Annotated in this window: 10 protein-coding genes and 3 tRNA genes; 11 read left to right on the top strand and 2 right to left on the bottom strand. The window is 41.2% G+C overall.

Features of this window, described 5'->3' with window-relative positions; genetic code table 11:
- The first annotated feature begins 120 nt into the window (after positions 1–120).
- The 4 genes from HMPREF1477_RS04120 to HMPREF1477_RS04105 all read left to right on the top strand — a co-directional run bounded on the left by HMPREF1477_RS04120 (position 121) and on the right by HMPREF1477_RS04105 (position 1,245).
- Positions 121–714 carry a type IV toxin-antitoxin system AbiEi family antitoxin domain-containing protein gene (locus HMPREF1477_RS04120; protein ID WP_016475927.1) on the top strand — a complete coding sequence of 198 codons (594 nt, stop codon included), beginning with the start codon at positions 121–123 and terminating at the stop codon, positions 712–714.
- 184 nt (positions 715–898) lie between these two features.
- A tRNA-Pro gene (locus HMPREF1477_RS04115) sits at positions 899–975 on the top strand.
- 11 nt (positions 976–986) lie between these two features.
- A tRNA-Gly gene (locus tag HMPREF1477_RS04110) sits at positions 987–1,060 on the top strand.
- Positions 1,061–1,168: 108 nt separating this feature from the next.
- Positions 1,169–1,245: transfer RNA gene (locus HMPREF1477_RS04105), tRNA-Arg, on the top strand.
- A 371-nt stretch (positions 1,246–1,616) separates the two neighbouring features.
- Here HMPREF1477_RS04105 and HMPREF1477_RS04100 read toward each other — a convergent pair.
- Positions 1,617–2,024, bottom strand: coding sequence for a type II toxin-antitoxin system death-on-curing family toxin (locus HMPREF1477_RS04100; RefSeq protein ID WP_016475926.1), 408 nt, complete (start codon positions 2,022–2,024; stop codon positions 1,617–1,619).
- Positions 2,021–2,182: a hypothetical protein gene (locus tag HMPREF1477_RS09765; protein WP_016475925.1), complete on the bottom strand. Its 162-nt coding sequence runs from the start codon at positions 2,180–2,182 to the stop codon at positions 2,021–2,023. The genes HMPREF1477_RS04100 and HMPREF1477_RS09765 overlap by 4 nt, the downstream gene beginning before the upstream one ends.
- Before the next feature lie 334 nt (positions 2,183–2,516).
- Between HMPREF1477_RS09765 and HMPREF1477_RS04095 the strand changes: the two genes are divergently transcribed.
- From HMPREF1477_RS04095 to HMPREF1477_RS09760, 7 genes are all read left to right on the top strand, one after another.
- Positions 2,517–4,724 (top strand): ATP-dependent Clp protease ATP-binding subunit, encoded by a 2,208-nt coding sequence (locus HMPREF1477_RS04095; RefSeq protein ID WP_016475924.1) that lies wholly within the window; start codon positions 2,517–2,519, stop codon positions 4,722–4,724.
- Between the two features lie 309 nt (positions 4,725–5,033).
- Positions 5,034–5,801 carry a LamB/YcsF family protein gene (locus tag HMPREF1477_RS04090; protein WP_016475923.1) on the top strand — a complete coding sequence of 256 codons (768 nt, stop codon included), beginning with the start codon at positions 5,034–5,036 and terminating at the stop codon, positions 5,799–5,801.
- 55 nt (positions 5,802–5,856) lie between these two features.
- The gene (locus tag HMPREF1477_RS04085) at positions 5,857–7,053 is read left to right on the top strand and encodes an NRAMP family divalent metal transporter (RefSeq protein ID WP_016475922.1); all 1,197 of its coding nucleotides are present in this window, start codon (positions 5,857–5,859) and stop codon (positions 7,051–7,053) included.
- 9 nt (positions 7,054–7,062) lie between these two features.
- Positions 7,063–7,806: a 5-oxoprolinase subunit PxpB gene (gene pxpB / locus HMPREF1477_RS04080; RefSeq protein ID WP_016475921.1), complete on the top strand. Its 744-nt coding sequence runs from the start codon at positions 7,063–7,065 to the stop codon at positions 7,804–7,806.
- A gap of 37 nt (positions 7,807–7,843) precedes the next feature.
- Positions 7,844–8,818 carry a biotin-dependent carboxyltransferase family protein gene (locus tag HMPREF1477_RS04075; RefSeq protein WP_369759371.1) on the top strand — a complete coding sequence of 325 codons (975 nt, stop codon included), beginning with the start codon at positions 7,844–7,846 and terminating at the stop codon, positions 8,816–8,818.
- 318 nt (positions 8,819–9,136) lie between these two features.
- Positions 9,137–10,249: a DUF2827 family protein gene (locus HMPREF1477_RS04070; protein WP_083939103.1), complete on the top strand. Its 1,113-nt coding sequence runs from the start codon at positions 9,137–9,139 to the stop codon at positions 10,247–10,249.
- Positions 10,250–10,255: 6 nt separating this feature from the next.
- Positions 10,256–13,169 (top strand): ESPR-type extended signal peptide-containing protein (locus HMPREF1477_RS09760; RefSeq protein ID WP_016475918.1); only part of this gene is annotated, 2,914 nt, incomplete at its 3' end.

Below are 13,169 nucleotides of genomic sequence, written 5' to 3'. Positions count from 1 at the left end.
TAAATCAAATATGATTTTGAACATGCATCCTATGGGGTGCATGTTTTTTTATATAGATGTTGCATTTGTGCGTACAAAATTATAAAATGTAAGCACGATAATAACAATAGGAGATATTATATGGATTATAGAGGAATTATAGAATCAAAACTAGAACAAAATAATGGTATACTTTCAAGTCGCGATATTAAAGCTCTTAATATTCCTTCCATATACCTAACTAGAATGGTAAATGAGGGGATACTTAATCGTGTAAGTCGAGGTATTTATTTAAGCACAAAAGGTGATTATGATGAATACTATCTCTTTCAAAAACAATATGGAGTTCCCATTTTTTCATATGCATCAGCCCTGTATTTACATCAATTTACTGATGATATTTATCCGGTACTAGAGGTAACTGTGTATCGAGGGTATAATGTTCATAGAATTAACAACGTGACTCTTGTACATTATGTTACTAAAGATATATATGAATTAGGTATCACAGAGTGTAAAACGGTATATGGTAATATTGTCAAAACCTATGATTTAGAACGGACCTTATGTGATTTCATTAAAAATAGAAATAAGATCGATACTGAATTATTTTCTAAAACTTTACATAGGTATATGCGTTATAAAAATCGAAATCTAAATCGTTTATACGATTACGCTAAGAAAATGAAGATATATGATAAGGTTAAAAGTATTTTGGAGGTTATCTATGAATAAGGATAAACTGAAAGCTTTATGTCATAAATTTTTAATGAAGTTATAAAAAAACACTTGTCAGAATAGTAGTCCGATGATATAATAATTTTCGTTGCAGAGAGGTACTCACAATTGAGTAAAACTCAGCAAAAGTAGTGGTTGACATCAACTACCGGGTTTGCTATAATTAGCAAGTAATTAATGACGGGGCATAGCGCAGTTTGGTAGCGCACCTGGCTTGGGACCAGGGGGTCGCAGGTTCGAATCCTGCTGCTCCGACCATTTTTTATTTTGCGGGTGTAGCTCAATGGTAGAGCCCCAGCCTTCCAAGCTGGTCGCGAGGGTTCGATTCCCTTCACCCGCTCCATTTTTTTTTGCCTTTTTTAGGGTGAACGAAAAATGACGTCATTAGTTGACGATACATGCCACATAATTTATACTATAATAGATAATTACATATAAAGGTAATCCACATGGTTCAGTAGCTCAGTTGGATAGAGCAACGGCCTTCTAAGCCGTGGGTCGGGGGTTCGAATCCCTCCTGGATCACCAAAGAATTAAGCGGATAGCTCGTAATGGGCTATCCGCTTTTGCATTGCTATTTTAAATTAGAACAGGCGTGTACTAATTTGAAGGGCCTTATGTATAGGTCTTATTAGAAATAGAACAGGCCTGTACTAAGTTGTAGGCCCCTATGTATGTGCCTTGTTAGAAATAGAACAGGCGTGTTCTATTTTGTAGGGCCCTATGTATGTGCTTTGTTAGAAATAGAACAGGCCTGTACTAATTTGAAGGACCCTATGTATAGGTCTCGTTAGAAATAGAACAGGCCTGTTCTATTTCTCAGGACCCTTATATAGGTGATCTATTGGAAATACTACACGTCTGTACTAATTTATAGAACCCTATGTATCTCTGTCAAATTATAAATTCGTATCTATCTTTACGGTATTTTCCCGCAACCATTGTACCAATTCTACATTGGTCATATTACCTGAGGCAACATCGATAATCATGTTTTCTGCGTCTTGTTGTGTTGCCATAATATCGAATCCATTAATAATTAAATACACATACATGCTATGCAATGCTGTTCGTTTGTTTCCATCCGTAAAAGGATGATTGTTGGCTAAGCCATAACATAATTGTGCTGCTTTGTCGTAGATGGATGGGTATAGATCTTTTTCCATAAAGGTTTGAAAGGGGGTATAGACGGCTGATGCTAATAGGTTTTCATCGCGTACGCCTGGTGAAAGGACAAATGCACTTTCTAGTTGGGCGTGGAGTTCATAGATATCTTGTAAGGTGAATTGGATATTAGCTGTATTCATTTGTTCTCCAATGCTTTATAGAGTTCATAATTTCGTTTTAGTACTTGCTGGGAAATGTCTTTAATATGCTTCGCTAGTTCTTTGTTGTTCGCACTTGTCATGATAGGTGTGTTATGGAGTGCGGTGGAATCGGTATGGGGTGAAGAATTTTGTGCCATAGTTTGATCTCCTTTGATATATTTGACTTTTATATCTATTATATAGGGAATAAATCAATTTAAACAATCTAATTTATAGTAAATATTTTAAAAGTTCAAATTTAATTATCTCTCACAACCCCAGTGTTTATCTATATTCTTATCGTATAAGTCTGACTTGTCAAAATAAAAGTCAAATAAAGTCAAAAATTCATATTTTGACCTATTGACTTTTTGACTTAATGAGTTTATTATAATGACATAAGGTTGAAGAAACCTAGAAATAAAGCAAGAAATTAAACAGACTTAAAAAGTCAAACTGATATACTTGTAGTGAAAAAGTGAGGTAATATATATGAACAACAACTTCAATAACTTTGGTAGCGATTTCAGTAGCATGAATGATTTGTTCAATCAATTGATGGGTAATATGGGTGGTTATTCCACAGAAAACCGTCGTTATAAAATAAATGGTCGTGAAGTAACTCCTGAAGAGTTTGCTTATTATCGTCAAACAGGTCATTTGCCTACTAATGAAGAAATCCAAGCAGCACAAGCTGCAGCTCAACAAGGTCAAATGAAAAAGGATGGTATCCTTGCTCGTTTAGGTACGAACTTAACAGATGAAGCTCGTAACGGTAAGCTTGATCCTGTTATCGGTCGTAACAAAGAAATTCAAGAAACTGCTGAAATCTTGGCACGTCGTACAAAAAACAATCCAGTTCTAGTCGGTGATGCAGGTGTTGGTAAAACAGCTGTTGTAGAAGGCTTGGCACAAGCAATCGTTAACGGTGATGTTCCAGCAGCAATTAAAAATAAAGAAATCATTTCCATCGATATTTCCGGTTTGGAAGCTGGTACTCAATATCGTGGTTCCTTCGAAGAAAATATCCAAAACCTTATCAAAGAAGTTAAGGCTGCTGGTAATATCATCTTGTTCTTCGACGAAATCCACCAAATTTTGGGCGCTGGTTCCACAGGTGATGGTCAAGGCTCCAAAGGCTTGGCAGATATCTTAAAACCTGCTTTGTCCCGCGGTGAATTAACAGTTATCGGTGCTACAACACAAGATGAATACCGTAACACAATCATGAAAAACGCAGCACTTGCTCGTCGTTTCAATGAGGTAAAGGTAAACGCACCATCTGCAGAAGATACTTTCAAAATTCTACAAGGCATCCGTCCATTGTACGAAGCGCATCACAACATTGAATTGCCAGATGCTGTTTTGAAAGCAGCTGTAGATTATTCCGTACAATATATTCCTCAACGTAGCTTGCCAGACAAAGCAATCGACTTGATCGATGTAACAGCAGCTCACTTGGCTTCCCAACATCCTGTAACTGATATTAAAACATTGGAAGCAGATATTGCAGAAGCTAAAGCAAAACAAGAAGAGTTTGCTCAAAAAGAAGATTACGAATCCGCTATCAACGAAAAAATGCGTATTCAAAAATTACAAGAAGAAATCGACAAGCACACTGATAACCAAAAGGTTGTGGCTAAGGTTAACGATGTAGCCGAAGCGGTAGAACGTATGACTGGTATCCCTGTTTCTCAAATGGGTGCATCCGATATTGAACGCTTGAAAGATATGAAATCTCGTTTACAAGCTCATGTTATCGGTCAAGATAAAGCAGTAGAAGCTGTATCTAAAGCAATCCGTCGTAACCGTGCAGGATTTGACGAAGGTAACCGTCCAATCGGTAGCTTCTTATTCGTAGGTCCTACTGGTGTTGGTAAAACAGAATTGGCTAAACAATTAGCACTTGATATGTTTGGTAACAAAGATGCTATTATCCGCTTGGATATGTCTGAATACAGTGACCGCACAGCCGTTTCTAAATTGATTGGTGCTACAGCTGGTTATGTTGGTTACGAAGATAACTCCAACACATTGACTGAACGCGTTCGTCGTAATCCATACTCCATCGTATTGTTCGACGAAATCGAAAAAGCAGACCCTCAAGTTATTACATTACTTCTTCAAGTATTGGATGATGGTCGCTTAACAGATGGTCAAGGTAACACAGTAAACTTCAAGAACACTGTTATCATTGCTACATCCAATGCAGGTTTCGGTTATGGCAGCGACAATGACGATGAAAACAAAGTCGATGTAATGGACCGCATTGCTCCATTCTTCCGTCCTGAATTCTTGAACCGTTTCAATGCTGTTATTGAATTCAATCAATTGAGTAAAGAAGATTTGAAGAAAATCGTTGATTTGATGCTCGACCAAGTTAACAAAACTTTGGCTAAAAAACAAATTACCTTAGATGTAACTGATGCAGCTAAAGATTTGTTGATGGAACAAGGTTATGACAAAACAATGGGCGCTCGTCCATTACGTCGTGTTATCGAATCCGAAATTCGTGACAATGTAACTGATTACTACTTGGATCACATCGATGCGAAACACTTGATGGCTGATGTTGTAGGTGGTCACATTGTAATTAGCGACAAAGATGCTGCTAATACATCTGATGCTAAATCCGGTGATGACAAATCTGCAGATGACAGCAAACAAGCTGATGATGCTGCATCCAAGGACAATAAATAATCGGTAGGCTATTGATCCTTTCATTGAATCCCTTACAACTCTCTCCATATACACACAAATAACAATAGTCCTATTGATTGTGAAAGCACTCGACATTACGTCGAGTGCTTTTTTACGTTATTATATGAATTTTGTATACATGACAAAAATCATTGATAACGTATCAATATATTTTGTATAATCATGTTACTATATTCTATAGAATTTAAAGATAAGATGAAGATATAAGGGAAATTAGAATATAAGGGGAATTAGAATATAAGAAAAACCAAGCATATAAGAACGATGAAGAACGAGAGGAGCATAGTGATGTCACATTATATAGATTTAAATAGCGATTTAGGTGAAAGCTTTGGTAATTATACATTGGGCATGGATAGTGAGGTGTTAAATCACGTCACTAGTGCCAATGTGGCCTGTGGTTGGCATGCCGGCGATCCTCTCATCATGGAGGCCACTGTTAAGATGTGTAAAGAGAAGGGCGTAGCCGTAGGGGCTCATCCGGGATATCCCGATTTAATGGGCTTTGGACGCCGCAAGATGGCGGTCAGCCCTGATGAGGCACGGGCGTATATGATCTACCAACTCGGTGCGTTGCAAGCCTTTTGTAATCAGTACGATGTAGAGTTGCAGCATATGAAATTACATGGTGCTTTTTACAATATGGCGTGTGTAACACCGGAATTAGCTGATGCGGTGTTAGATGGTTTACAAGCGGTGAATCCCAAGGTTCGAGCGATGGTGCTCAGCGGTAGTTATATAGCCAAAGAGGCAGAGCGACGAGGTATCCCAGTGATACAAGAGGTCTTTGCGGACCGAGGGTATACAGCAGAAGGCACCTTGGTGCCTCGTACGGAAGAGGGGGCTTTCATAAAAGATCCGCAAGAGGCCTTGGAACGGGTGCTCATGATGGTGCAAGAAGGCAAGGTCGTAACGAATACGGGCAAAACGATCGATATTGTGGCCGATTCCGTATGCGTCCATGGCGATAATCCGAAAGCGATAGCTTTCACAAAGTATATTCGTGAAGGCCTCACTAAGGCAGGTGTCGTGGTAGCGAATTTTCAGAATCGATAGATTACAATCGATTGTATAAGAATAGATAGAATCAGAATAGATAAAAGGAGTCAGTATGAAACCGATTACAGGTAAAGCGAGTTTATCTGTCCTCTTAGGGGCAGCATTTTTGATGGCCACGTCGTCCATTGGGCCAGGATTTATGTTACAAACGGCGGCGTTTACAGGCCAGTTACAGGCGGATTTTGCGTTCGCCATTGTGGTGTCCGTTATTTTCTCCATCATTGCACAGCTCAATGTATGGACCATCATCGGCATATCCCAAATGCGGGGCCAAGACATTGCGAATAAGGTATTGCCCGGCCTTGGTTACTTCGTAGCGTTCTTGATTTCCCTTGGGGGCCTTGCGTTCAACATCGGCAACATTGGGGGCGCGTCCATGGGCCTTAACATCGTATTCGGTATCGATACGACGACGGCAGCAGCCATCAGTGGTATTTTGGGAATTTTATTATTTGCATCCCCTAGAATGGGTGGCGTTCTCGATAATACGGCGAAAGTGTTGGGTACAGTGATGCTCGTACTCATCGGTTATGTAGCATTTTCTACTAATCCTCCTGTAGCAGAGGCCGCAACCCATGCCATCGTGCCAACCAATTACCCTTGGCTAGCTACGATTACCCTTATCGGCGGTACCGTAGGTGGGTATATTACATTCTCCGGTGGTCATCGCTTGATTGATGCGGGCATTACAGGCCGTGAACATTTAAAAGATGTGCGTCGTGCTGCCTTCATGGGCATGTCCGTAGACGCCATTGTTCGTATATTGTTATTCTTAGCCGTACTCGGCGTCGTATCCATGGGCTTTGCGTTAGATCCAAAGGACCCAGCAGGTTCTGCATTCTTACTTGGTGCTGGTGAAATCGGTCATAAATTATTCGGTATCGTATTCTTCTGTGCAGCGTTGACATCTGTTGTGGGTGCTGCCTATACATCGGTATCCTTCCTTAAAACCTTGTTCAAGGTGGTAGAACGATATGAAAAATTGACCATCATGGCATTCATTTTCGTGTCCACATGCATTCTTATCTTTATTGGTAAACCAGCTACACTGTTAATCGTGGCGGGCTCCGTGAACGGTTTGATCTTGCCTGTTACATTAGCTGTAATGTTATTGGCAACGCGTAAGACGAATATCGTAGGGGACTATAAGCACAATCCGATTCTATTCTATACCGGCTGGATTGTTGTGCTTGTGACCGCTTATATCGGCGTTACATCCTTGCAAGGTATTGCGAAATTATTAGGTTAGGGGGCACGTATGAATCCCACAATTTCTCCGGTTGGGGATAGTGCTATCTCCATCGAATTTGGTCAAGCCATTGACCCTAAGATTAATCAGCGTATCCGTCAGACTGTGGCGGGTATTGAAAGCCTCCATTTAGAGGGGATTATTGAGATGGTGCCTACCTATTGTGCGCTTCTCATTCAGTATGATGCGCTGCGCTACACCTATGCTGAACTGTGCCGCATTCTTGAACCTATCTGTACGCAGCCTATCCAATCTGATGAAAGTGAACTCGTGACGGTCGTTGAGATACCGACCGTCTATGGTGGTGAATTTGGCCCAGACATTGGATTTGTAGCTTCTCATAATCACTTGAGAGAGGCCGACGTGGTAAGCATTCATAGTGGCACGGATTACCTCGTGTACATGATGGGCTTTATCCCCGGTTTTACCTATTTAGGTGGCATGGATCCGCGCATTGCTACGCCGCGATTGTCTTCGCCGCGTACACATATTCCGGCAGGGTCCGTAGGCATCGCGGGTGAGCAGACCGGCACCTATCCGTCGGATTCCCCTGGAGGATGGCAAATTATAGGATGTACACCGGTATCCATGTACGATGAGTCGCGAGAACAGGCGGCCCTTCTCAAGGCGGGCGATTATGTGCGCTATGTTCCTATTGATGAAAGTGCGTTCCACTGTATTAAGAAATTGGGCTCTTCTTTTAAGCCCGTTGTACATCATGTAAAGGTAGGTGACCTCCGTGGCGGTAAGTGAATATAAGAATGCGTCATTTGAGGTGGTTGCGCCTGGTATGATGACCACCGTGCAAGACGGAGGGCGCGTAGGCTTTCAACAATATGGTATGCCCGTGGCCGGTCCTATGGATGGTGAAAGCTATGCTATCGGACAAGCCCTTGTAGGGAATACGACGCCTGTAGGTGCTTTGGAGTGTACCGTACTCAGCCCTACGTTGAAGGTGAAAGGTACATGCATTGTTGCTTTCACAGGTGCCGATATGCAGCCTACCATTAATAATGTGGAGGTGCCGCGGTACATTCCTTTTGTCTGTCATAACGGCGATGTAATCTCTGGCAGCTTTAGCCAATGTGGGGTGCGCATGTATATTTCCTTCTCCGGAGGTATTGATGTGCCCGAAATCAACGGCAGCGTGGCGACACATACAAAAGCGAATATTGGCGGATTTGAGGGACGTCCCTTAGCGGCGGACGATGAAGTGCGTTTAAAGGACTGTATGCGTGATACTATCATCTGCGACTATACTAGAGAATCAAATCATTTATTTAATACAGTTCTATTTAATCGGGGCGGCCGTGAATGCCATGAACCACTGCGCGTTGTACTGGGCTCGCAAGCAAAGCACTTTACAGAAAGGGGTATCCGTAATTTTAGCAGTGAACTCTATACATTGACCATCCAATGCGACCGCATGGGATTTAGATTAGATGGAGCCCCTGTTGAACACATCGACGGCGCCGATATCATCTCCGATGGCGCTGTGTTTGGATCCATTCAAGTCCCATCTGATGGTAATCCAATTATCCTCATGGCGGACCGACAAACAACGGGGGGCTATACAAAAATCGGCATCGTTATTACCGCCGATTTGCCTAGACTTAGCCAGTTGCCTATTGGGGATGGAATTACCTTTGATATTGTATCTGTGGAAGAGGCACAAGAGATGTATAGAGCCTATGTAAAACGTTTGAATGAACGAATTCAACTGGCAGAGCAGCAAAGTCACTATGTGTTTAACATAGTAAAATAGAGCTAAAATCATTCAAAATATCATTATAAATATAAGGTAGTTATGCATAATTTATTGATTATGTATGACTACCTTATTTTGTTATATATTATTCTATTATAAATAACCTTTTATTTAGTACCTTAACTTGACGAATTTTATCTAAATATTAAAAAGTTTAAATCAACTATTTGTAAAGCGTAGTATTTTTATAAAAATATCGAAAATGCTCGAAATAGAATTGTCAATGTAATATCTATTTGATACAATGGGCTATATGAATTTTAGATGAGGGGAATTCTAAGAGTTAGATGAGGAGTGATTACGATTAATATAGGGATTACCTTTTTTTGGGGCGAATCTTACAATCATATCTGGTCGAATGGGGCCGGACAAAACATGTACTTCTTAAAACAATGCTTGGAACAGATTGACGGTGTCGAATCTGTTTATTTTGTTTATTGGAGAAATGATAAATCTAGCATATCTGATAATATGCGGTTAGATTTGATGGATGTCGAACTTTACGAATCTGATGAGGTTGTTGAAAAAACAGACATCTTAATTGAGGGGACATTAACACTAGAACCAGAAATAGAAAAGAAATATCGCAAACATGGTGCTAAAATTGTATCCTATCGTATGGGAAACGATTTTGTGTGGGATATGGAAAAAATGGTTCACAACTTACCAAATCCTCGTTCCTTTAATGGTGCTACATATGATGCTGTTTGGATGATCCCACAGGTTATAAAAACTAATCGTTGTTATTTAGAAATTATTACACGAGCACCTGTGTATGAGGTACCACATTTGTGGTCACCGATATTCTTGGATGAAATGGCTAAAACGGTAAAAGAACCTTTTACATTTGGCTATGAACCTGGCCAAATGGATAAAAATGGTGCTCGCATATCTGTTATGGAGCCGAACATATCTATATCTAAGAATTGTATGTTACCTATTTTAATTGGTGAAGAGGCCTATAGAAATCATCCAGAGTTGATAAAACATGTTTATTTATGTAATACATTTGATAAAAAGGATGATAAGGCTATTTTTAACTACATAGGCTATACAACTGCTGTTAAGGATGGAATTATGTCTGTTGAAACGCGGCATATTACGCCGTTATTCTTGGCAGAATATACAGATATTCTTTTGTCTTTTCAATGGGAATTAGCATTGAATTATATGTACTATGAAGCACTTCATGGCAATTATCCACTGGTACATAATTCACCAATGTTAAAAGAACATCATGTAGGTTTCTATTATGATTATTTCGATGCTTATGATGGAGAACGGCAATTAATTAATGCGATTAAGTCTTATGATGCCGATTTTGATACGCATGTAAAACGTAATAAGGAATTAATTGAGTATTTATCACCATTAAATCCGGAAAATATTAGAAAACATCAGATTTTAATTGAGAAATTAGGAGTTTAATAATACATGAATAAAATATTTAAGGTTATTTGGTCTAAATCTAAACAATGTTATGTAGTTGTATCTGAAATGGCTAAAAATACAACAGGTAAAAAGAAAATCGTTGTGGCTGGTATTTTGGCTTCTTTAGCTGTAACTACGAATGTTATTGAAGTTGATGCGGCTGGTCGATTCTTCGGGAATGCGCCTGCCAAAGGCATTGCAATTTCTACTACTGATGCGGGTAGTATAGCTAGTGCAAATGGTAATAATGCTATTGCGATTGGTCGAGCTAATGCTGATTATAATGGTGCTGTTGCAATTGGTAGTGATGCGGAAAGTGCTGGTAATGCAGTATCTATGGGCTGGGATGCAAAGGCTACTGGTGGAAATGGTACTTCTTTAGGTATGAAAACCGGGGCATCAGGGTCTAATGCGACGGCAGTAGGCGCATATGCACAAGCAACTAAAATTAGTGCTACTGCAATTGGTAACAATGCTGCTGCTACTGGAAATAATTCTGTAGCAGTGGGTTATACTGCACTTGCTGATCAAGAAAACGATAACGCATTTGGCTCTCAGACTCATGCTAATGGTGGTGGTGCTACTGCAGTTGGTTATTTAGTAAATACTACCGGTAACCAAGCCTTTGGTGCTGGCTCTAATACTACTGTGTCTGGTACGGCAGCAGTGGGCATTGGTTATAGCAATGAAGCATCTGGTGATCGAGCTATCTCTATTGGTAGTGCGTATAATGGTACAAAAACAGGTGCTACTGGTGATTACTCTGTTGCCCTTGGTTCGGCAGCACGTGCTAGTAATGAAGCTAGTATAGCAATCGGTAAGACTACTCAAGCTAAGTCTAGTAAATCTATTGCTGTTGGTGAAGGCGCAGTTGCTGATGGCACTGCAACCATTGCGATTGGTGCTGGTAACAATGCAACTGGTTGGGGCGCAACAGCAGTAGGTAAAAATGTACAAGTTACAAGAGAAAGATCTACTGGTATTGGTTGGGATTTAACTGTTGATCAATCTGCGGCTACACTCGTTGGTTATAACTCTCAAGTACATGCTAACCAAGGTACTGGTCTTGGTTCTACTATTAATATTACAAGTGCTGCACAATACGGTACTGGTATTGGTTATCAAGTAGATGTAAGTGGTAAAAATGCAGTAGCTATCGGTTCTAGTGGTGATACTGGTACTCATACTACAGCTAGTGCTACAGATGCTGTATCTATTGGTACCGCTACTGTAGCTTCTGGTGAAGCCGGTACAGCTATTGGTAAACAAGCAGCTGCAAGTAAAGCAAATGCCATTGCATTTGGTACAAGTGCAGCAGCTTCTGAAAGCTCTGCTACCGCTATTGGTAATGGTGCAAATGCAAGTAAAGATAATGCAATTGCAATAGGTACAAATGCAGCTGCATCTGACTCCGCTGCTACTGCGCTTGGTTATGGTGCTAGTGCAGGTAACACAGGGACTGTAGCTATTGGTTATGGTGCTAATTCTGCTGGCTATACATCTATAGCCATTGGTAACTCTGCTAGCGCAACAGGTAGTACAAGCGTAGTTATTGGTGATGGTGCTTCCTCTACTGTATCTTTAGGTACTGCATTAGGTAAAGGCGCAAAGGCAAATCATCAAGATAGTGTTGCTTTAGGCGCTGCTTCTGAAACTGATGCGGCAACAAGCACAAGTACAATGACTATTGCTGGCAAAAGCTATACATTAGCTGGAGGTACTGCTGGAGGTACTGTTTCTATTGGCTCTTCTTCTAAAAAACGTACTTTAACTAACTTAGCAGCTGGCACTGTATCTGCTACATCTACAGATGCCGTTAACGGCTCTCAATTATATGCGGCAACTCAAGCAATAGAAAGCAATGCAACTGCTATTACAAGTGTATCTAATGCTGCGAGTACGGCACTTTCAACAGCAAATTCAGCAGTAACTAAAGCAGATGCAGCTGTATCTACAGCTAACTCTACAGCGGCTGGTTATAATGCAGCTAAGGCGGCTATATCTAGTTCTGCTGCAGCAGCAGCTGCGGCAGCCTCTAATGCACAAACTGCAGCAACGAGTGCTTCTAGTTCTGCAACAGCAGCATCAACAAGTGCTAGTACAGCATCCTCTAGCGCGAATGCGGCAAGTACATCTGCATCTAATGCGGCTACAAGTGCAACAAAAGCAAGCACAAGTGCGACAGCAGCAAGTACATCAGCATCCAATGCAGCAACAAGTGCCACTTCAGCATCTACTAGCGCAACTGCGGCATCTACATCCGCATCTAATGCGGCTACAAGTGCAACAAAAGCATCCACGAGCGCAACGGCAGCAAGCACGTCTGCATCTAATGCTTTGTCTAGTGCAAACGTAGCGACAGCACAAGCAAGTGCAGCAAGTACAAGTGCAGCAACAGCAAGTACTGCGGCAGTTAATGCTAATAGCTCAGCAGATCGTGCAGAAGCAGCGGCAAATAGAGCAGCTGCGAGTGCAACAGCGGCAAGTACATCTGCTTCCAATGCGGCAGGATCTGCAACAGCAGCAAGTACATCTGCATCCAATGCAGCAACAAGCGCAACGAAAGCAAGTACAAGTGCGACAGCTGCGTCTACTAGTGCAACTAACGCAGCAGCGTCTGAAACAGCAGCTAGTACGTCTGCATCTAATGCAGCAATAAGCGCAACGAAAGCAAGTACAAGTGCGACAGCTGCGTCTACTAGTGCCACTAACGCAGCAGCATCTGAAACAGCGGCGTCTACATCTGCATCTAATGCAGCGGATAGTGCAACATTAGCATCCAGTAAAGCAGCCGCAGCCTCTACATCTGCATCTAATGCAAGTACAAGTGCAACAGCAGCAAGTACAAGCGCGACTAATGCAGCAGGATCTGCAACATCAGCATCTACATCGGCATCTAATGCGGCTGATAGTGCAG

Origin of the sequence: Veillonella sp. HPA0037 (assembly GCF_000411535.1) — a bacterium.
GTDB lineage: Bacteria > Bacillota > Negativicutes > Veillonellales > Veillonellaceae > Veillonella > Veillonella atypica.
Note: the sequence above shows the minus strand (reverse complement) of the source record. Positions and strands in the feature narration are given on the sequence as shown.